Origin of the sequence: Angelakisella massiliensis, assembly GCF_900104675.1 — a bacterium.
Taxonomy (GTDB): domain Bacteria; phylum Bacillota; class Clostridia; order Oscillospirales; family Ruminococcaceae; genus Angelakisella; species Angelakisella massiliensis.
In genome coordinates, this window is sequence record NZ_LT629944.1 from 663,376 (window position 1) to 683,399 (window position 20,024).

19 protein-coding genes are annotated in these 20,024 nt (G+C 55.3%); 1 reads left to right on the top strand and 18 read right to left on the bottom strand.

What is annotated here, in order from left to right; genetic code table 11:
• Positions 1 to 80: 80 nt before the first annotated feature.
• From BQ5383_RS03655 to BQ5383_RS03680, 6 genes are all read right to left on the bottom strand, one after another.
• Positions 81 to 404, bottom strand: coding sequence for a cyclic-di-AMP receptor (locus tag BQ5383_RS03655; protein ID WP_071429965.1), 324 nt, complete (start codon positions 402 to 404; stop codon positions 81 to 83).
• Between the two features lie 96 nt (positions 405 to 500).
• Positions 501 to 1,865, bottom strand: a complete 1,365-nt coding sequence (locus tag BQ5383_RS03660; protein ID WP_083389808.1) for an Orn/Lys/Arg family decarboxylase — start codon at positions 1,863 to 1,865, stop codon at positions 501 to 503.
• 23 nt (positions 1,866 to 1,888) lie between these two features.
• Complete coding sequence (locus BQ5383_RS03665) at positions 1,889 to 2,341, bottom strand: PH domain-containing protein (protein ID WP_071429377.1); 453 nt, start codon at positions 2,339 to 2,341, stop codon at positions 1,889 to 1,891.
• Entirely contained in the window at positions 2,338 to 3,426 is a 1,089-nt protein-coding gene (locus BQ5383_RS03670; protein ID WP_071429378.1) for a lipid II:glycine glycyltransferase FemX, read from the bottom strand. The genes BQ5383_RS03665 and BQ5383_RS03670 overlap by 4 nt, the downstream gene beginning before the upstream one ends.
• A gap of 41 nt (positions 3,427 to 3,467) precedes the next feature.
• Positions 3,468 to 4,340, bottom strand: a complete 873-nt coding sequence (locus BQ5383_RS03675; RefSeq protein WP_071429379.1) for an epoxyqueuosine reductase — start codon at positions 4,338 to 4,340, stop codon at positions 3,468 to 3,470.
• A 166-nt stretch (positions 4,341 to 4,506) separates the two neighbouring features.
• Positions 4,507 to 5,106, bottom strand: coding sequence for a nuclease-related domain-containing protein (locus BQ5383_RS03680; RefSeq protein WP_071429380.1), 600 nt, complete (start codon positions 5,104 to 5,106; stop codon positions 4,507 to 4,509).
• Positions 5,107 to 5,620: 514 nt separating this feature from the next.
• On the opposite strand from BQ5383_RS03680, the gene BQ5383_RS03690 reads away from it, so the two are divergent.
• The gene (locus BQ5383_RS03690; RefSeq protein ID WP_071429382.1) at positions 5,621 to 6,133 is read left to right on the top strand and encodes a DUF4358 domain-containing protein; all 513 of its coding nucleotides are present in this window, start codon (positions 5,621 to 5,623) and stop codon (positions 6,131 to 6,133) included.
• Between the two features lie 121 nt (positions 6,134 to 6,254).
• Here BQ5383_RS03690 and rlmH read toward each other — a convergent pair whose 3' ends face one another.
• The 12 genes from rlmH to BQ5383_RS03755 all read right to left on the bottom strand — a co-directional run bounded on the left by rlmH (position 6,255) and on the right by BQ5383_RS03755 (position 19,988).
• Positions 6,255 to 6,731, bottom strand: coding sequence for a 23S rRNA (pseudouridine(1915)-N(3))-methyltransferase RlmH (rlmH, locus tag BQ5383_RS03695; RefSeq protein WP_071429383.1), 477 nt, complete (start codon positions 6,729 to 6,731; stop codon positions 6,255 to 6,257).
• A gap of 12 nt (positions 6,732 to 6,743) precedes the next feature.
• Positions 6,744 to 7,559 carry an alpha/beta hydrolase gene (locus BQ5383_RS03700; protein WP_071429384.1) on the bottom strand — a complete coding sequence of 272 codons (816 nt, stop codon included), beginning with the start codon at positions 7,557 to 7,559 and terminating at the stop codon, positions 6,744 to 6,746.
• 142 nt (positions 7,560 to 7,701) lie between these two features.
• Positions 7,702 to 8,487, bottom strand: a complete 786-nt coding sequence (locus tag BQ5383_RS03705) for an MBL fold metallo-hydrolase (protein WP_071429385.1) — start codon at positions 8,485 to 8,487, stop codon at positions 7,702 to 7,704.
• 78 nt (positions 8,488 to 8,565) lie between these two features.
• Positions 8,566 to 9,849, bottom strand: coding sequence for a UDP-N-acetylglucosamine 1-carboxyvinyltransferase (locus tag BQ5383_RS03710; protein WP_071429386.1), 1,284 nt, complete (start codon positions 9,847 to 9,849; stop codon positions 8,566 to 8,568).
• A gap of 928 nt (positions 9,850 to 10,777) precedes the next feature.
• Complete coding sequence (gene lysS, locus BQ5383_RS03720) at positions 10,778 to 12,283, bottom strand: lysine--tRNA ligase (RefSeq protein WP_071429388.1); 1,506 nt, start codon at positions 12,281 to 12,283, stop codon at positions 10,778 to 10,780.
• A gap of 108 nt (positions 12,284 to 12,391) precedes the next feature.
• Positions 12,392 to 12,874, bottom strand: coding sequence for a transcription elongation factor GreA (greA, locus tag BQ5383_RS03725; protein WP_071429389.1), 483 nt, complete (start codon positions 12,872 to 12,874; stop codon positions 12,392 to 12,394).
• A 652-nt stretch (positions 12,875 to 13,526) separates the two neighbouring features.
• A complete protein-coding gene (locus BQ5383_RS03730; protein ID WP_071429390.1) occupies positions 13,527 to 14,765 on the bottom strand; it encodes a S41 family peptidase in 1,239 nt (412 codons plus the stop codon).
• A gap of 40 nt (positions 14,766 to 14,805) precedes the next feature.
• Positions 14,806 to 15,978, bottom strand: coding sequence for a murein hydrolase activator EnvC family protein (locus tag BQ5383_RS03735; protein ID WP_071429391.1), 1,173 nt, complete (start codon positions 15,976 to 15,978; stop codon positions 14,806 to 14,808).
• Positions 15,979 to 16,029: 51 nt separating this feature from the next.
• The gene (gene ftsX / locus BQ5383_RS03740) at positions 16,030 to 16,938 is read right to left on the bottom strand and encodes a permease-like cell division protein FtsX (RefSeq protein ID WP_071429392.1); all 909 of its coding nucleotides are present in this window, start codon (positions 16,936 to 16,938) and stop codon (positions 16,030 to 16,032) included.
• Positions 16,938 to 17,615 (bottom strand): cell division ATP-binding protein FtsE, encoded by a 678-nt coding sequence (ftsE, locus tag BQ5383_RS03745; protein WP_071429393.1) that lies wholly within the window; start codon positions 17,613 to 17,615, stop codon positions 16,938 to 16,940. The genes ftsX and ftsE overlap by 1 nt, the downstream gene beginning before the upstream one ends.
• 139 nt (positions 17,616 to 17,754) lie before the next feature.
• Complete coding sequence (locus tag BQ5383_RS03750; protein ID WP_071429394.1) at positions 17,755 to 18,840, bottom strand: PucR family transcriptional regulator; 1,086 nt, start codon at positions 18,838 to 18,840, stop codon at positions 17,755 to 17,757.
• Between the two features lie 392 nt (positions 18,841 to 19,232).
• Positions 19,233 to 19,988, bottom strand: a complete 756-nt coding sequence (locus tag BQ5383_RS03755) for a pseudouridine synthase (RefSeq protein ID WP_071429395.1) — start codon at positions 19,986 to 19,988, stop codon at positions 19,233 to 19,235.
• Between the last annotated feature and the right edge of the window lie 36 nt (positions 19,989 to 20,024).

Genomic DNA, 20,024 nt, shown 5'->3' on the forward strand with positions numbered 1-20,024 from the left:
GCAAACCTCCCGTATCGCAGAAAACGGCGGCCGCCTTGCCGCGGACGCCGTCTCCCGCTTTGCTGGCTGCCCGTTACGGGTCAGACTTTTTTGAACTGCTCCACATCCAGCACAAAAATGGTTGCGCCGCCGATGGCTACCTCCACAGGAGTGCCGGCGTACATCCCCGCTCCAAAGGAAGCGGTGGAAGGCACCATCTTGGTGCGTTTCTTGCTGTTCTCCGCAATGATCTCGATGGCGGTATCCACCTTCTCAGCCTCGGTACCCACCAGCAGCGTGGTGTTGCCGGACATGAGAAAACCGCCGGTAGTGGCCAGTCTGGTCACAGAAAAGCGCTGCTTGGTCAGCGCGCTGGAGACCTTTGAGCTGTCATCGTTGGAAACGATGGCCAAAATCAGTTTCATCATCATAGATCACCCGTCCTTTCTTGGCAAAGGGGCGCTCCCGCTGTTCAGCATCCCCAGGGGAACCGAAGAGCGGAAATACCCGGGCTTTTGTTTTTATTTTACCACAGAAACCTGTCGGATGCCACAAGTTTTTAAAGTATTTATGGCCTGGGCGGTGATTTCTTCCCCAGGAACCAGCAGCGGCATTCCCGGCGGGCAAAAACTTACCAGCTTGGCTGCAACCCGTCCCTGGCACTGCTCCAAAGGCAGCACCACATGGGGCCGGGCCATGGCCTCGCTGATGGACAAAAACTGCCGGGGCAAAACATACGGCTCCGGAGGACACACCAGGGAGGGACGGCGCAGAGGCATTTCCTCCAGCGCCAGCTCCAGGCGCCGCAGTTCCTCATCGCTGTTGGAGGGAGAGGGCATAAACACCCCCACCGTTTCCCCGATATACTCCGGCTCCACCCCCCGCAGTCTGATCCATTCCCCAAACTGCCTGGCGGTGCAGCCCATGGAAGCAAAGCCCACTGTCAGACGAATGGGATCGCACAGGAAGGTACGAACGATCTGATAGCCCCGGCGGGCGGCCCGACCCTTCTGCTCGTGGACCCACTGGGCCAACCGGGTCATCCCTTCCACGCCGCCCCCTTCCATCTGTTCCAGCGCCATATCCGCCGACAGCATGATGAGATAACTGGGGCTGGAACTGCCGAAGAGGCTCATGGCATACAGGGCCTCTTCCCGCATATCCGGGTCCGCCATATGAAGGGCGGCAGCGCCGGTGAGAGCGGGAAGATTTTTATGGAGGGAATCTGCGCAGAGGTCCGCCCCCAGCTGCATGGGATGCATGGCGGCCCGGAAGAGATTGAGATGAGCACCGTGGGCGTTGTCCACCAGCAGAAGTGTACCATACCGGTGACAGATCTCGGCAATGGCCGCGATATCCGCCATCTGGCCGAAATAGTCAGGGCTGGTGATGTATACCGCCGCCGCGTCCCGATGCTCCCGGAGGGCCGCCTCCACCGACTGAGGGCTGGGAGGCAGGCAGATGCCCACAATCCCTTCCTCCTCCCGGGAGGCCGCGGGACAGCTGACCCATACCGGGTCCAGCCCCAGCAGACCCATCATCGCCACAGCGGAACGGTGCAGTGTTCTGGCGGCAATGATGGTACGCCCCCGGCGCCGGGCAAGGAAGAGCATCGCCTGGATGCACAGGGTACTCCCCCCCGCCGACAGCAGCGAGGCTCCCGCCCCATAGCACAAAGCCATCCGGTCCTCCAGCTGTCTGAGGGGACCGTCGCATTCAAAGAGACTGTCCGCCCCCTGGATCTCGGTGATGTCATAGGGGGCCGCCTCGGTAAGCGGCCAGGGGAGATGACCTTTGTGTCCCGGCATATAAAACCGTGCCCGGCCCTCCCGGTTGATCTCTTCCAGCGCCTGACGCAGCGGAGTATCCTTTCCCGGTTCCATCATCTTCCCTTCCCCCTTCCATCCGTTTACAGTGCTCCCTGCTCCACCCGTTGGCGAAGCGCCTCCTGAAAACCTTCCCTGTCATCGGGAGACAGCTCCAGGCGATAGGTTTTATCCCCTTCGGCGAAGATCACATAAAGCCGATGCCGGCCCATAGCCAGCGGCACATAGCCGGTCACCTTGGCCTCCCTCACCGCGTCCAGATCGGTGATGGAGCTGTAAGACACATACAGACGGGAAATACCGCTTTGCAGCTGCATTCCCTCCTCCTCCAGCACATAGCGGGTACGCCACAGCTGGGCAAGCCCCACAGCGTCTACCAGTGCGCAGGCTGCCCCCACCAGCAGCATCAGGATATTACGATGGGCAACGAAGGACCATATTCCCCAGGCAGTCACCGCCAGAGAAACCGTCAGCTCCAGATAAAAGGTCCAATCTGCCTTTCCCCGAAAAATAAGGGGCTGTACCTGATCGTTCATCTTTTATCTCCATTCCTCTCCCCCTGTTTGTGAGGAGCACGCAGTTTTCGCCGCAAGGTCCGCAAAAACTCATTGCAGCGGATGGCACCGTTGACCATCATATTGATCAGCGGACGATAATGGTAATCAAATTCTCCTGCCAGTTCATCCACCCTGCCTCCAAAGCCCCGTTTGAAGCGATAGAGACCATACATATGGCCCTTTTCATTTTCCAGATCCCCGCTGATACCCTGAAAATCGTAAACGGTGCAGCCGGTTTCCACCGCCCAGCAGATCATTTCCCACTGCATCAGATAGTTGGGCATCAGCTGGCGATAGGCGTTGTCGGAAGCGCCGTAAACATAGCAGCATTTTCCGGCGTAATTGGTGGTGATGGCGCCGGAGACCACCTTGCCTTCCACCTCTCCCAGATACAGCCGCACATGGCAGCCCAGAGCGTCCAGCATCCGTTCAAAGTAGGCTTTGGGCCGGGTATTGAAGCCGTCCCGTTCACCGGTCACCTGATAGATGCGCATAAACTCATCCAGGTCCTTCTTATCCCCTACCCGGATGGTAACACCATGCTTTGCGGCGTAGCGGACATTGTAGCGGGCCTTCTGTGTCAGCCCCGCCAAAAGCTGCTCCTCGGTGCGTCCCTCCAGGGGCAGGCGGTAGTTGAACCGGGCCTGAACCGTTTCAAAGCCCTCGGGACCGTAGAAGCGATGGAAACCCATCTCCTCCATGGTTTTAAGAAACTCCTGATCATCGGCGGGAACATCCGGGTCCATCTTGAAGGTATGGGCATTATAGGTTTTAGCCAGCGCATCGATACCGGCTTTCAGATCCTCCAGCACCTTCCGGTCGTGGAGGTCACAAACCGGACCTCTGGGGGCGTACATAAAGCAGGTGCCGAAAAAGGGCATCTTCTGGATGAGAACACCGCAGCTGCCCACGATCTTCCCTTCCTCGTCCCGGGACACCACCACTTCAAAGCGCCAGTTGTTTTTTACTTCCGGCCAATGGATGGACTGGGTAAACTCTCCCCGGGGATGGTTGGAAACAAAATCCTCATATTCCCGGTATTGTTCCCGTCGCAGTATCTCCAAACCAAATCATCTCCATCATAAAATCACGATTTTCGCCGTTGTCAGCAATGAATCAGGCCGTCCGGCCCTTCCATGGCGGTTTCTTCCGGGCCGGGGTCTTCCAGCAGCTCCAGGTTCCGCTCCAGCACCCCGGCGCCCCGCCAGCCGTAGCTTTTTTCCGGCAGCAGCCGTTCCAGCTTTTCACGGGTGAGAAAAGGTTCAATGTTCTCCCGCAGTCCCAAAATAGGAGTAAGAGGACTGCTCTTGTTCCAGGGACAGACGGCGGTGCAGATATCGCAGCCCCAGGCCAGTCCCCCTTCCCGCACCTGCTGCTGTTCCCAGGGGGTGAGGACACCCTTCTTTTGGGTGATCTGGGAGCGGCACCGGCTCTTTTGGAACTCTGTCTGCGACAGCGCGCCGGTGGGACAGGCCTCCAGACATCTGCGGCAGCTGCCGCAATCTCCCCGGGGCGGACCCTCATAAGGGGAAAGGGGAAGGTCAGTGACGATCTCACAGACGAAAACTCGGGACCCAATCCCCGGTATGATCAGCTGGCCGTTTTTACCCCGAAAGCCAAGGCCCGCCCTCACCGCCGCCTCCACCTCGGGGATGGGGGAACTGTCGGTAAATCCCAGCAGGACCGCCTGGGGAAAGGCCTGCCGCAGAGGCTGAAGCAGCCGTTCCAGCATGGCTCCTGCTACCTGATGATAGTCGTCACACCAGGCATACCGTGCCAGATTGGTCCGGGAAGCTTCACCGGTATAATAGGGCAGCGCCAGCGGAAGAACCGAACCTGTTTGAGGTAGCAGGCGAAGAGCGCGGCAGGGCAGCCGCACCGACAGCGCCTCCAAGGCGCAGACGCCCCAGGCAGGAATTCCTTCCGCCTGGGCTCCCTGTTTGAGTATTGCCAGAAAACGGTCCTCTTCGGTCATCATCTTCCTGTTCCTTCCCGCTTGACAGCAGCATTTTACTCAAAGGATGAAAGAACCCCGGAAATACCGGAGCCGGAATGTATCGAAAAACAAAATTTTCCTTCCTGTTTCCGCCCTTTCCGGTATTTCCCCTGATTCAGTCCTGTCAGAGCCTGTCGGACAGCCGTTCTCAGGATTTTTCCGGCAGTCCCAGCGCCTTGGCCACTGCCTCCATATCCACACCGTTGTCTTTGTCATACCGCACCCGGTCCAGGGTATCCTTCAGCTCCTTGCGCCGCAGCAGGATGCCGCTGCCGCCGGTGATAAAGGTAGGCTGATCCTGGGTAAGGGGCACGAAAACATCAATGGGAGTATTATAGATGCGGTTTTTACCCAGCAGCTCCCGCACCCGGGCCTCCGCCTTTCTGGCCTGATAAAGGGGGCTGACGATCCGGCTCTTCTGAGCAGTCTCTTCTTCATTGCCCTCCGCCAGCAGCCATTCCTCCTTGTCCAGATCTCCGTAATAGCTGCCCTTACGGTACAGGTCGCAGGCAATGATGATTCCGAAGGGACCGATCACCAGATGATCCACCGGACAGTCTCCGCCCACCGAAACATCATGATACACCTTCCACTGGCGCAGCAGCCCATGCTTGCGCAGCAGGCCGGCCACCTCTTTTTTCGTGCGGGAAGAAAACTTGCTGCGGCGCACTGAACGGAAAATCACCACCAATACAACCAGCAGCAGCACGCCCATTAAAACCCAGTACCAAAAGAGAATGTCATTCATGTCTGTTGTTCCTCCGTTTTATCTTGTCCAAAGAGAAAGAAAACGTTTTTCTCCCCTGATGAAAAAGTTCTTTATTTAAAAAATCAAATCCTCCATCCCGGCCCAAGGCAGAAACCGGACAGCCGCCGGAACACCCTGAGGGGTCAAAACGGCCTGCGGGGATGGCAAAACTCTTTCAGTCTGCCTGATCTCCCCCAGCCTGGACAGTGGTTTTTCAAAGGGCGCCTTTGGAGCATCCCCTTCTCCCATGAACTTCTTCAAATGCCAGGAAAACAAACCGTTTTCCTTTTGGCCTATTGTATCATACTTTCCGTCTTTTGAAAACGCCGGAGAGGTTCTTTCTCCTTCTTTGCCGTCCCTTACCTCCGTCTTGTGACAGAGGGGCCAATTCTGAACAAATCGGGAACAAAATCCCGCCTTTCTTGACACCCCTCCGATTGTACGGTACAATCAAAACACAGACTGATTCCAGGGCGGCGTATCTTTGCCCCCTGTTTTTTCGGGAGGGACTTATTTGCAGCGTTTTATTCTCATTCTGGCCATTATCATCGTGACCATCATTTTCGCTCTCCAGGGATTTGATGCCACCTATCACCTGCCGGAGATCATCGGCGAGGAGCAATCGGTATCCGAAGACCCTCAGGGACCGGAGCAGGCCATCACCGACATCTACTTCAACGTTTCCATCATGGGCGTTCAGGACGCTACCCCGGAACGGCTGGAAAGCGACTTTGGCATTGATCCGGAAATTTACACCAGCCTTTACGGCAAATATACCGACGGCCGCTTCGGTATCGCTGATGTCATCATCATGCGTCCCCGTTCCGGTCAGGAAGATGAGGTGCGGGAGGCCCTGCAAACCATCAAGCTTTCCCGGATGAGCCTGTTCCAGAATTATGACATCTACAATGCCTATTCCATCGCGGAAAACGGTACCATCTATCAGCGTGGGGACTACACCATCCTGCTGATGATCGACAATGAGGAACAGGTACGGGAGATCATCGACAGCTATATTCCCAATTGATTTTTTCGTCGGAATATGCGGCACACAGCAAAGCGCTTTGGCCCACAGAGGGCTGAAGCGTTTTTTGTTGTCTTGTCTCCCACGGCAGCGCATTTTCCGGGCGGAAAGAAGAGGGGCATTTTTACTTGTGATACCGGCCTCCGGCGCTGATGGAAAAGGCCCGGTACAGCTGCTCCGCCAGCATCACCCGAAACAGCTGATGGGGGAAGGTCATGGGAGAAACGGACAGACGCAGGGCAGCCTTCTCCTTCACACCGTCCCACAGACCAAAGCTGCCGCCAATGACCAGATCCACTTCGCTGGCAGTCTGCTGTATCTGCTCCAGATACCGGGCAAACTGGGGGGACGACAGTTCCTTGCCCTCTACGCACAAGGCGATTAGAGGACCTTTCCCTGTTTTTTGCAAAATGCGTTTGCCCTCCTCCTCCAAGCCCTTGGCGATCTGGGCTGGAGAAGGAGATTCCGGCAGGCGATACTCCTCAATCTCCGTCACCCGGAACCGGCAGTATCCCTCCAGACGCTTCCGGTATTCCTCCAGGCCCCGGCGGAGCCAATCCTCCTTCAGCTTGCCCACGGCGATGAGATTGACGGTGAGCATCCTTTCCCCTCCTTAACGATCCTCTTGCGGCAGCGACACAAAGAAATCCAGAGCCCGCCGGATGTAGGTTTCCCAGAAATCCCACTCATGGGCTCCCGGACCTTCCTCCCAGGTGTGAGGATAACCGCACTCCTCCATCACTTCCAGAAGCTTGCGGCTCATGGGCATACATTCCTCGTCCTCGGTACCGCAGCAGAGATAGGCGGGCGGACGGCGGACGCCGGAAGCGGACAGGCGGCGGGTGAGAGCGTAGACGTCCTCTTCGCTGCCGCCGATGGGCTGGCCGGTATGGAAGATGCAGTCCCCCAGCCCTTCCCAATAGGAGTTGACATTATATTCCCTGGCAATGGTCTCCACATCCAGCGCCCCGGACAAGGAGGCAAAAGCCGCATACTGTTCCGGGCACCGGAGAGCAGCCTTGCAAGCGCCATAACCGCCCATGGACAGTCCCGCGATGAAGGTATCCTGCCGGCGGGTGGAAACAGGAAAATGAGCCCGCACAAAAAGGGGAAGCTCCTGTGTGAGGTAGGTGAACCACTTCAGGCCATGAGCATTGTCTGTGTAATAATTGTTTTCCCCATAAGGCAGCACCAGCGCCATCCCCAGATGACCGGCATAGCGCTCCACATTGGTCCGCCGCAGCCAGACGGTTTCATCCCCATTCATACCATGGAGAAGATAAAGCACCGGAAACGGCTTTCTGGGGGCATAGCACTCCTCCAGGGTCATGGCCGCCACCTGCCCGCTGGAATATTCCGGCAGGCAGACATTGACCTTGGTGATGGTCCGCAAGCTGTGGGAATAAAAGCTGCACTGAAACAAAGACATCTGTTTTCACACTCCTATGTATCCATTGGCCCTCTGGTCTCATCATAAAATGTCCGGGACAGCTCAATTGCAGCGTATGCTGAAAGAACACACCATCACCATATGCCGCTGCTGTGGGAACGCTGCCGAAAAAAGGGCTTTTTCAAAAACAAACCGGCTGGCTGGGCTCCAGGCGCCGGGCCACCTGCAGGAGAAAATCCCGTCCCTCTTCCAGACCGCTTTCCACCAGTACCTGACGCACTGTTTGCCCCGCCAGGTCCGGGGTATTGTTTTCCTTGCTCAAATGTCCCAGAATAAACCGCCCCGTACCGCTGAGGGCCAGACGGCGGATGCACTGAGCGCTGTCGGTATTGGATAGATGTCCCCTGTCGGAACGGATGCGGGTTTTCAGATAATAAGGATAGGAGGAAACCGCCAGCATGGCTTCATCGTAGTTGGCCTCCAAAAACACCAGGTCCGCTCCATACAGTCCTTCCCAGATCTCAGGCGTTACCCGGCCCAGGTCGGTGGCAAAGCCAACCGTCCGCTCCCCTGCCTCCAGGCGAAAGCCCTGAGAATGAGCCACATCATGGGGGGTGTCAAAGGGGATGACCCCCATACCGGCGATATCGCTGGGGCCGGACAGCTCCATCAGCTGGGTATCCTTTTCGGCGCAGCCCGCCCGAAGAATACCGCACAGTGTCTCTTCCGAGGCGTACACCGGCGCACGCAGCCGTTTTGCCAGCACCCGCAGGCCGCTGATATGGTCGTTGTGATCATGGGTGATCAGGATGGCCTTGACGGCGGAGGGATCGATCCCGCACTGGTCCAGGGCCGAAAGAATGCTTTTGCAGGAGCGTCCGGCATCGATGAGCACCCCGGCCTCTTTGGTTCCGATATAAGTGCTGTTGCCGCTGCTGCCGCTGAAAAGGGGACAAACATGGATCAATGGTGTTTCCTCCTGATGACGATAAAATAAAAACAAAGGGGGCCTGTCCCAACAGAACAGACCCCGGCAGGGATTTGCTTACAGCGCTTTGGACAGGGGCGCGTCCGGCAGCGTTACCCGGCGGATATCCGCGCCCAGAGCGGTGAACTTCTCCACCACGTCCTCATAACCTCTCTCAATGTGAATGATTTCCTCGATCTCGGTGGTGCCGGTGGCCAGCAATCCGGCGATGATCATAGCCGCGCCTCCCCGCAGGTCGGTGCAGCGGACAGGAGCGGCGGTCAGCTCCCGCACTCCCTCGATCACCGCCACCTTGCCATCCACGGTGATATTGGCGCCCAGGCGGATCAGCTCGTCAATATACTTGAAGCGGTTGTCCCATACGCCTTCGGTGATGATGCTCACTCCGTCGGCCATGGTGAGCATGGCGGCCATCTGAGGCTGCATGTCGGTGGGAAAACCGGGATGGGGCATGGTCTTGACATTGATGCGTTTGAGCGGACCGGTGCGGCGGACCCGCAGCCAGTCGTCCCCTTCCTCAATTTCCGCTCCGGCGCTGCGAAGCTTGGCAGTGATGGGCTCCATATGCTTGGGAATCACGTTTTCCACCCGCACATCCCCGCCGGTGGCCACAGCGGCAGCCATATAGGTGCCTGCCTCGATCTGATCGGGAATGATGGTGTAGGAAGCGCCATGCATCACATCCACACCCCGGATCTTGATGACATCGGTACCAGCGCCCCGGACATCAGCGCCAATGGAGTTGAGGAAGTTGGCCAGGTCCACGATATGAGGCTCCTTGGCCACATTTTCCAGGATGGTCAAACCCTTTGCCCGGGTAGCGGCCAGCATGATATTCATCGTAGCCCCTACCGAAACCTTATCGAAATAGATATGAGCCCCCCGAAGCTGGTCGGCTTTGGCGTTGATCATACCGTTTTCAATCTCTACCTGAGCGCCCATGGCCTCAAAGCCTTTGATGTGCTGGTCAATGGGGCGGACCCCAAAATTGCAGCCGCCGGGCATGGAAACACTGGCCTGGCCGCACCGTCCCAGGAGGGAACCCAGAAAGTAATAGCTGGCCCGCATATTCCGCGCCAGATCATAAGGAACCACCGGGTCGCAGAGATAGCTGGTGTCGATCTCCACCGTCTTTTTGCCCAGCATCCGCACCCGGGCGCCCATCTCGGTGAGCATCTGAAGAAGCAGCGTCACATCGCTTACATTCGGAATATTTTCCAGCACACAAACTCCCTGGGCCAGAATAGTGGCAGGGATAATGGCTACAGCGGCGTTCTTCATGCCGCCGATCTCCACAGTACCCCGCAGGGTATTTCCTCCGGTGACAAAAAATTTATTCAAAACGGTACTCTCCTTACATTCTCTCTCTTTACAATCACAAGGGTCCCAAAAGGGACAGGGAATATTCTAAAAACACACAAAAAGATTTCATGTTCTGTCCGGGGCAGGTTACTCCGGTCCAATCCATGAAATTTTGTTATCAGATTTTCCTTTATATATGATGGATGGAAAGATGGTATGGTAAAATCTTGTTGAAAATCGGCAAGCTTGTCCGCCGGAAAATCCCAACGCTCTGCCTGTTTAAGAGGCTTTTCCTCAAACTTTATATGCACAGATTATTATACCATCTGCATGGAGAAAATGAAAGAGTTATCTGCAAAAAACCAGCGTTTTCTCCGGTACAAGAAGATTTTTCCAGAATATGGTCCTGATTTTTATCATATCCGCTGCAAACGCATGGGCTTTTTCAGGCAAAAGGAGGGCCAAAGGGCATAAAACCTGGTTTTTACACCAACAAAAGGATCAGAAAGAACATCTTCCCCCAAATGTTTTTGGGGAGCAACAGTGACCGTTTGCAAAAGGATGAGGTACCTTTTTCCAGTCCCAAACAGCTGTATCCAAATTTTACCTGAAACTATGCGTTTCCATCAGACGATTGTCACCCAAAAGGAGACGTCATCAGCTGTATCACAGGAAATTTACGGCGGAAGGAAGGTATACTGATGATGACTGTGGCCGAGAAGCAGTCTTTATTCCTTTTTTCAGAGCAGTTTCAGCAGAGGGCCTTGTATTTCATAAAAGACGCTTCCATATTAACTGTCCGCCTCAGATTTCGTCGGAACTGGATATTCCGCAGCTGAAGAAGCCTGATTTTTACCAGGCTCGTCCCCTTTTTGAAAAAACATGACACATCCTCTGAGGAAAGCCCAAAGGATGTGTCAAAAAATCAATTTAAAATCGCTTTTTGTTTTTGCGATAAAGCCGCTTTTTACTTATCCAGCGGCTTCATGGCAGGAAACAGCAGGACGTCCCGGATGCTGGAAGCGCCGGTAACCAGCATGGTCAGCCGGTCCACACCCATGCCCATGCCGCCCGTGGGGGGCAGGCCGTATTCCATGGCGGTGAGGTAATCCTCATCCACATCACAGGCCTCATCGTCGCCGGCTGCCTTGGCTGCCGCCTGAGCCTCAAACCGCTCCCGCTGATCGATGGGGTCGTTCAGCTCAGAGAAGGCGTTGGCATATTCCCGGCCAATAATGAACAGCTCAAAGCGCTGGGTATACCGGGGATCATCCGGCTGCTTCTTGGCCAGAGGAGAAATGTCGGTGGGATGGCCGCAGAGGAAGGTGGGCTGGATCAGCTTGTCCTCGCAGTACTCCTCAAAGAACAGATTGAGGATCTCGCCCCACTTATGCCGCTCCTCATACTCGATGTGATGCTCCTTGGCTACCGCACGGGCCTCTTCCAGGGTCTTAATCTGGTCAAAGTCCACTCCGGCATACCGCTTGACCGCTTCGGTCATGGTGATGCGCTCAAAGGGCTTGTCCAGATCCAGCTCCACGCCCTCATAGGTCAGCTGAGCACTGCCGGCCACCTTCTTGGCCACGGTACGAACCAGCTCTTCGGTCAGGTCCATCATGCCGTGAATGTCGGTGTAAGCCTCGTACAGCTCCAGCATGGTAAACTCGGGATTGTGACGGGTGTCCATACCCTCGTTGCGGAAGGTACGGCCGATCTCATACACCCGGTCAAAGCCGCCCACAATCAGCCGCTTCAGATGCAGCTCCAGCGCGATGCGCAGATACATATCGATATCCAGGGTGTTGTGATGGGTGATGAAGGGCCGGGCCGCGGCGCCGCCTGCCTGATTGTGGAGCACCGGGGTCTCCACCTCCAGATAGTTGCGGTTATCCAAAAAGCTGCGGATCTCCCGGATCACCTGGCTGCGCTTGACAAAAACATCCTTGACTTCCGGATTGACGATCAGGTCCAGATACCGCTGGCGGTACCGGGTGTCCACATCCTTGAGGCCATGGAACTTCTCCGGCAGCGGCCGCAGGGACTTGGTCAGCAGGGTCAGCTTATCCACCTTCAGGGAAATCTCTCCCCGGCGGGTGCGGAACACCTCGCCTTCCACACCCAGGATATCGCCCAGGTCATAATCGGACATGGCGGCGTAAGCTTCTTCACCCAGGTTGTTGATCTTGATGTAAAGCTGGATCTTGCCGGTGGGGTCCTGGATGTCCATAAAGGTTGCCTTGCCCATATCCCGCCAGCTCATCAAACGGCCGGCCACAGTGACAACCTTTCCCTCATAGGCTTCAAAATTTTCGGTGATATCTTTGTTATAAGCGGTGCGGTCAAAACGGGTGATTGCAAAGGGGTCCTTTCCCTGAGCCACCAGCTTCGCCAAACGCTCCCGGCGGATACGCTGCTGTTCCTGAAGCTGCTCCTCAGCGTTTTCCTGCTGAAGCTGAAGGTTCTCGTCTGCCATGTTGTTTTCCTCCTTACGCCGGATATCCGGCCCTTTCCTCGTCCTGAAAAATGCGAGCCCTGGTAAACAAAGCCCGCATCCTTCTCTTCACTGGCCGCGCCCCTGCTCTCAGGTGCGGATCTCCAGAATCTTGATGTTGAAATTGCCGGCGGGGGCATGAACCTCCACCGTCTCCCCTTCTTTATGTCCCAGAAGAGCTTCGCCCACAGGGGACTTGTCGGTGATGGCGGGAATCTCGTTATCGCTGGAGGATTCCGCGCTGCTGACCAGACGGTACTCCAGCTCCTCATCATATTTGATGTCCAGGATCTTGACGATGCTGCCGATGGAGACAATTCCCTTGGGGATGGCGTCCCGATCCACGATCTTGATATGCTTCATCTGCTCCTCAATGAGCAGAATGCGTGCCTCCAGCTGGGCCTGCTCATTTTTGGCCTCATCATATTCGCTGTTCTCGGACAAATCTCCGAAGCCTCTGGCGGTTTTGATCTTATCCGCGATCTGGCTGCGCTTGACGGTTTTCAGTTCCTCCAGCTCCTGCTTGAGGTTCTCATAACCCTCGGCAGTCATCATAATGGTTTCCTGTGCCATAATGCAAGCACTCCTTTTTTCTGTTGATATTCGGGGGACCGGCCAAACGATCCCAGAAAATTCTGTTTTTTTCGCCTTCTGCGGCTATAAGCAAAGAGGAAAGTCCCGCGTGACCCCGCGCAAGACTTTCCAGCGATCCGCCCGGGAGGTTTTCACCCCAGGGCATCCGACATATCGGCGGGGCTTTCCAAACGATCCCCGCTTTTTTCGGGATACGACTAGATAGGACAAATTGCGCCGCAACCTGCCCAGTAGACATTATTATAGTAAACTACACCCCCCCTGTCAAGTTTTATTTCTGGAAAATACCGGTGTTTTGACTGTTTTTTTCCTTGACACCGGGATGTTCTTGTATGTTTGTCCCATCTGCATTTTCTCCTCCGCCGCTTCTTTGTCCTATTGTATGGCGACCGGCAGAAAAAAATGTCTTTATGAATAAAACCCTCTGTTTTAAAAAAACAGGCCCCCTGTATCAGGACAAAGTGCTTCTGAAAGTAAAATACCACTTTCATGGCCAGCCATAAAAAACCGATCAGGTTTTCATTCTTGGCTGTGAGCCTGTGATAAAGGCATTTCTCTTTTCAGAACATCCTGAAACAAAGGGCCTGTGTTTATTTTTGATTTGAAGCCGCGGGTGCGCTTTCTGCGCCGCTCAGTCAGCCGCTACTGCCGTGGAGCCAGCTACGGCATTTTCCGTCTTGGCCAGAACAGTGACCACTTCCAGCGCTTTGCCCAGCTGTGTGTCCACTTCCTGTACGCCGTAAATATTGGCCCGCTCACTGTCCGCCACATTCAGCTTCACCCGGTAGTCAGGGCTTACGCCGACACCATTATAAGTCTCGCCATCGGTGGTAGCATACAGCGCGGTGGTCAGCACCAGACCGGAGCCGTCAATAAGCTTGTAATCCTTCTGGATGCTGCCCTGTCCGGCAGTGGTCAGGCCCACCACCTTGCCTTTGCTGTTTTGCTGAATGACCAGGGCAAACAGCTCCGGAGTACCCACAGTGGTGTCATCCACCAGCACCGCCATAGGCAGGTCATAGGAAGCGCCATCAGATTCTCCCAAGGAAGTAAGAGTGCCATCCTTGGCCTTGCTACAGGCAATGTCCCCTTTGGGGCAGAACAGCTCCAGCATATCCATCACATATTCCGCGTTGCTGCTGCTGACCCCCCGCAGATCAAAGATCAGGGCGCTGACACCTTCCTGGGTCAGCTGCCGCACCGCCCGGTCCAGCTGTTCCGCTGTAGCGGCGGTGATATTGGAAAAGCGGATATAGCCTGACCCGGAAATATTCTGGCTGGTAACGGTGGGGGTATTCACCTGGCTGCGGGTGATTTCCAGGGTGGTCTCATTGTTGTCCTGGCGCTTGACCAGTGTCAGCTTGGTACCAACATCCCCCTTGAAAGCAGCGGTGAGGGCCGCATAGTTATCCGCCCGGGCCGGTTCCCCATCCACGCTGATGATGATATCCCCTTCCTGAAGGCCCACACTGGCGGCGGGAGAATCAGGATAAACGGTACGCAAACGGATATAGCCGTCCTCACTCAGCTCGGTGACCACACCGATGCCCACATACTGACCATCATCGGTTTTCTGATAGGCTTCATATTCCTTGGGGGTAAGATAACGGGCATAGGGATCCCCCAGACCGCTGATATATCCTGCCGCCGCGCCGGAAAGCAAAGCGTCCTCATCGATATCCCCATAATAGTTGTCCCGGACATAGCGGTCGATCTCGGAAAGCTTATCGTAGGTAGCTTCCCGCTCGTCCAGATTTTTCAGTTTATCATTGAAAATATTGGCGGAGCGGATGCTGGTGATGGCAAATACCACCGCCGCCACAAGGGCCATATAGGCGATGGCCGCGCCCAGAGAAATTTTTTTGTTCATCGGCACCTCCGTATAGGCTGGACCCGGACAGGGTCCGAATTTATGAAGCCAAATAGTTCAGGGGATTCTGATGCTGACCGTCAACACGGATCTCAAAATGGAGATGGTTGCCGGTGGACCAACCGGTGGTTCCCACCTTGGCGATGGTTTCGCCCTTGCTCACCCGCTCTCCCAGCTGGGCAACGATAGCGGAGAGGTGTCCGTAAAGGGTAGTATAACCGCCGCCATGGTCCACGATCATATACCGGCCATAGCCGACGCCGGGGACATAGGTATTCTTGGTGTAGCTGACCACCCCGGCATTGGGGGCCAGAATGGGTGTTCCGGCAGGAGCCGGGAAGTCCACGCCGGTGTGGAAATCTGTACCGCCAAAGCGCCAGCCATAATAGGAGCTGATGCTGCGATAGCTGGGAATGGGATAGGAGAAGGAACCGCCCACATAATCTCCGCTGTTGTCCATGGCGGCATAAATGGCGTCAATTTCGTCCTGGACCTCTTTCATCTCCTGCTGGAGCGCCTCTTTGTTGGCCAAAAATTCCTGCTCCATCTGAGAGATGTTCTGGATCTGCTGTTCTGTGGCGGACAGCTTCTGATCCAGCTCGGCTTTCTTTGCTTCCACCGAAGTCTGGGACGCCTCCAGATCCTCCCGGTCGGCATCCAGCGCCTTCTTGGCTTCCTCCACGCTGGCCTTGTCGGTATTGAGCTGATCGATCAACGCCTGATCGTGCTCCGCCACCCGCTTGAGATACTCGCTGCGGGTAAGAAATTCGCTGAAAGAATCGGATCCGAATACCAAACCCAAGGTGGTGGTATTGTCGGTCATATACATACTGCGGACCCGCTGCTTGAACAGCTCATAATTTTCATCAATATCACTGTTGAGGTTGGCGATCTCTTCCTCACGGTTGGCGATTTCTGTTTCCAGATAGGTGATTTTCTGATTGAGAACGCTGATCTGTTCCTTGAGGATGGAAATCTCGCTGGCGGTTTTTTCTTTGATGGCCAGCTGCTTTTCCTTTTCCGTCTTGGCCTGATCGATCTTGTTCTGCAGCTCGGTTTGTTGTGCCTCCAGCTCCTCATAGCGGGAGTTCAGGTCCTTGAGGGTATCCTCATCATCCGCCTGCACCTCCATTGCCGCCAAAGGCAGCATCGCCAGCAGCATCACACAGCAGACAACCGCTGCCGAAAGCTTGTACCAGAATTTTTTGCCCATTGGAAAACACCTTCTTTGTCCTTGGTCCATGGGAAGACCGCCGCTTGTTTCTCACACTTTCAGATAACGTCCCAGGAAGAACAGGCTTCCCAGCACACCGAAGCTCACTCCCGCTGCGGTAAAGCCTCCCAGCAGCCGCAGCCCGATGCTGTCAAAGGGGATCAGATTGGCGTATGCCATCTGCAGCCAGCTGGAACCGGTCTCCCCCAGCCACCGCAGCACATAATCATATCCTGCCCACAGCAGTCCGAAGGCCAGCAGCGCCGATACCAGACCGATGATCATTCCTTCCACCAGGAAAGGGATGCGGATAAAGGTATCTGTAGCCCCTACATATTTCATGATGCTGATCTCTTTGCGGCGATTGAAAACCGTCACCTTGATGGTGTTGGAAACAATGATCACCGACACCATACCCAGAATGGCCACGATCAAAAATCCCGCTGTGCTGACGCCTTTTTTCACATCCACCAAGGTAGCCGCCACATCGGTGGGAGCCACAGCGTAATTCACTCCCGGCATATTATTGATCCGGGCAACTGTTTCATCCAGCAGCTCCAGATCCTTCAGCTGAATGGAATAGGATGCGGGCAGAGGATTTTCATCCCCCTGAAGGCCCTCCAGCAGATCAGCGGCATCCTCCATGATATTCATCTGCTCTTTCAGGGCGTCTTCCTTGGAGGTGTAGGTGACTGAACTGATGTTGCGGTCACTTTTGAGGGACTGGCCCAGGGCATCTATGGTAGCCTGGTCCGCGTCATCCTGTACAAATACCACCATCTCGTTCATGGCTTCAATGTAGCCCATGATGGAGTTGACATTCATGCTGAACAGCACCGCCGCGCCGATGAGAAGCATACAGGCCACCAGCACACCGATGGACGCCACCGACATCTGACGGTTGGCCTTGATGTTGCGCCCGCCCTCCTTGAGCAGGTAGCCGAAGCTGGACAGGGTCATCAATAGCCACCTCCCGCGGGATAATCCGCCACCACACGGCCCTTTTCCAGCATAATGACACGGTGGTCGAACTGCTCCACCAGCTCCTGGGCATGGGTGACCATGACCACAGTGGTGCCGCATTTGTTGATTTCATTGAGCAGGTCCACGATCTCATAGGACAGCTCCGGATCAATGTTGCCCGTGGGCTCATCGGCGATGATCAGGGAGGGGTTGTTCACCAGCGCCCGGGCCAGCGCCACACGCTGCTGTTCACCGCCGCTGATCTCCTGAGGATAACACCGGGCTTTGCCCGCCAGCCCCAGCAGGTCCAGAATATATGGCACCCGCCGGCGTATGTACTTGCTGGAGACCCCCGTCACCTGCAGTGCGAAAGCCACATTTTCAAACACCGTCATAGTGGGAATCAGGCGGAAGTCCTGGAACACCACCCCGATGGTCCGGCGAAAACCGGGGATCTGCCTGCGTTTCATGGTACTTAAATTATAGCCGTTGACCTTGACGATGCCCTTTGTGGGGGCGATCTCCCGCAGCAGCAGCTTGATAAGAGTGCTTTTACCCGCGCCGGAATGGCCCACCACAAAAACGAACTCCCCCTTGTCGATCTTCAGAGTGACGTTGTGGAGGGCGTCGGTACCGGTATCATAGGTTTTGGACACCTTGGTAAACTGAATCACTGGTCCACCGCCTTGCAATCATAAAAAGTAATCCCCGCTTTTCCCTGTGGGACGCAAAGAATGGGGAGCGCGTTGTATCCCTCCCCATTCCTGATCGTCCCTCCGGGCGAAGCTATTCCGGCTGAGTGCCGCCCAACCCTTAATACTTGACAGGATTGGCGGTCAGATATTTCTTGACCATCAGCGCCACCTTGAAGATAATGGCGTGATCGAATTCCCGCAGGTCCAGACCGGTGAGCTTCTTGATCTTTTCCAGACGGTACACCAAAGTGTTCCGGTGGACAAAAAGCTTCCGGGAGGTTTCGGAAACATTCAGGTTGTTTTCAAAGAACTTCTGGATGGTGAACAGTGTCTCCTGATCCAGGCTTTCAATAGACCCTTTCTTAAAAACTTCCTTGAGGAACATCTCACACAATGTGGTGGGCAGCTGATAGATGATCCGGGCGATGCCCAGGTTATCATAGCTGACGATGAGCTTTTCGGTATCAAAGACCTTGCCCACCTCCAGGGCGGCCTGAGCCTCCCGGAAGGACTTGGCCAGATCCTTCACACCGGTGACCACGGTGCCGATACCCACCACCACTTTGGTGTAGAACTCGCTGCCCAGAGTATCCACAATGGAACGGGCCAGCTTTTCCAGGTCCTTGGTATCGATGCCGCTCTTGATCTCCTTGACCAGAACGATGTCGCTTTCACTGATGTTGAAAACAAAGTCCTTCTGCTTGTCGGGGAACAGGTTCTGAATGACATCGAAGGCGGAAATATCGTTGGCGGAAACAATGCGGATGAGCAGCACCACCCGGCTGACTTCGGAGCTGAAATGCAGCTCCCGGGCCTTGACAAAGATGTCCCCCGGCAGGATGTTGTCCAGAATGACATTTTTGATGAAGTTGCCCCGGTCGTACTTTTCATCATAGTATTGCTTGATGTTGTTGAGGGAAATGGTCAGCACCCCGCACAGCTTGGCGGCCAGGTCGTCGGTACCCTCCACAAACACAGCGTATTCCGCCTTCATCTTGGAGCCGAAGGGCTTGTAGGTATATTTATCATGGATGAACAAATCATTGCTCTCATTGAGCATCTCTGCCACCCGCTCCCGGGGTTCGCCGATTTTGGTCAGGTCGCTGCAAGCGATGATGATGGCATTTTCATCTACAACGCCTATCGTTTTGTTGGTGACGTCGCGCATCTGATAAACGAGACCCTGGAACAATCTATTAGACATACTTCTTACCCCTCTTCACCGTTTGATGATCTGCTTATAATCTCTTATGCAAAGTGACCGGAAACAACCATCTGATACAATCTCTATTGTAACTTGTTTTTTGTGCAATTGCAACAGTTTTTAAGAAATAAATTGTGGCTTTGCAAATCACAATTGGAGACTTTTATCATTTATGAGGGGAAAATCCCAATTTGACTGTGAAAAAAGCTGCTTTTGACACGAAAAAAGCCGTCATTTTTCCTTTTTCTGCGTTTTACAGGAATATTTACCAAAATCGTGCCGCCCTTATTTGGAGCTTGTTTTACATTACCACAAAATTATTTCTATGATATGAACGCACCATGAGCCATTTTTTGCCGTATGTGGCCTCTTTCCGACATTTTACCCAAAATTCAGTTGGATTCTTTTTCTTGTGCAATCTCACCAAGGCCCAGGGGCATCCGCTGCTCCAGCAGCGCCAGTTCTTCCCCTGTCAGCTCCCGGCAGGCTCCTTCCTCCAGCTGAGGGTCCAGGGGCAGCGCGCCCATGGAGATTCGCTTGAGGGCCAATACCGTTGCCCCGCAGACGGTGAACATCCGCTTGATCTGGTGGTACATCCCTTCACAGATGGTCACCTCTCCTTCCCGCTCTCCCCGGGAACGGAGCACCGCCGGCAGGCACTCCCCTTCACCTTTGAGGGGGATGCCCGCGGCAAAGGCCCGCACCATCTCCTCCGTCACCGGACGGTCCAGAAGAGCGATGTAGGTTTTGGGCACATGACTGCGGGGGGAAAGAATGCGGTGGGCCAGATCCCCGTCATCGGTGAGGATCATCATACCGGTGGTGTCCTTGTCCAGACGTCCCGCCGGAAACAGGCCGGGCCGTTTCAGCTCCGGCGGCACCAGATCCACCACCGTCCGCTCCCGCTCATCCCTGGTGGCGGACACCACGCCCGCCGGCTTGTGGAGCATCAGATACAGGTGTTCTTTGAGGGCGATTTCCCGGCCGCTGACCATCACCCGGTCCTTGTCACGGTCCACCTTCCGCCCCGGGTCGGTCTCAGGGATGCCGCCCACTGTCACCTGGCCCTTGCGGATGAGGGCTTTTACGTCCTTGCGGCTCCACATTCCCTGATCCGCCAAAGCCTTGTCCAACCGCACCAACGCCATAGTTCCGCCTCCTTGATCGGCTGCCGCCGTTGTCTT

Coding starts and splice junctions, on each gene's coding strand:
- BQ5383_RS03655 (WP_071429965.1), bottom strand. CDS start 404: ATGAAACTGATTTTGGCCATCGTTTCCAACGATGACAGCTCAAAGGTC.
- rlmH (WP_071429383.1), bottom strand. CDS start 6,731: ATGCTCACCGTCAATCTCATCGCCGTGGGCAAGCTGAAGGAGGATTGG.
- BQ5383_RS03735 (WP_071429391.1), bottom strand. CDS start 15,978: ATGGGCAAAAAATTCTGGTACAAGCTTTCGGCAGCGGTTGTCTGCTGT.
- BQ5383_RS03730 (WP_071429390.1), bottom strand. CDS start 14,765: ATGAACAAAAAAATTTCTCTGGGCGCGGCCATCGCCTATATGGCCCTT.
- BQ5383_RS03675 (WP_071429379.1), bottom strand. CDS start 4,340: ATGATGACCGAAGAGGACCGTTTTCTGGCAATACTCAAACAGGGAGCC.
- ftsX (WP_071429392.1), bottom strand. CDS start 16,938: ATGACCCTGTCCAGCTTCGGCTACCTGCTCAAGGAGGGCGGGCGCAAC.
- BQ5383_RS03665 (WP_071429377.1), bottom strand. CDS start 2,341: ATGAACGATCAGGTACAGCCCCTTATTTTTCGGGGAAAGGCAGATTGG.
- BQ5383_RS03750 (WP_071429394.1), bottom strand. CDS start 18,840: ATGTCTAATAGATTGTTCCAGGGTCTCGTTTATCAGATGCGCGACGTC.
- greA (WP_071429389.1), bottom strand. CDS start 12,874: ATGGCACAGGAAACCATTATGATGACTGCCGAGGGTTATGAGAACCTC.
- BQ5383_RS03700 (WP_071429384.1), bottom strand. CDS start 7,559: ATGTCTTTGTTTCAGTGCAGCTTTTATTCCCACAGCTTGCGGACCATC.
- lysS (WP_071429388.1), bottom strand. CDS start 12,283: ATGGCAGACGAGAACCTTCAGCTTCAGCAGGAAAACGCTGAGGAGCAG.
- BQ5383_RS03680 (WP_071429380.1), bottom strand. CDS start 5,106: ATGAATGACATTCTCTTTTGGTACTGGGTTTTAATGGGCGTGCTGCTG.
- BQ5383_RS03660 (WP_083389808.1), bottom strand. CDS start 1,865: ATGATGGAACCGGGAAAGGATACTCCGCTGCGTCAGGCGCTGGAAGAG.
- BQ5383_RS03755 (WP_071429395.1), bottom strand. CDS start 19,988: ATGGCGTTGGTGCGGTTGGACAAGGCTTTGGCGGATCAGGGAATGTGG.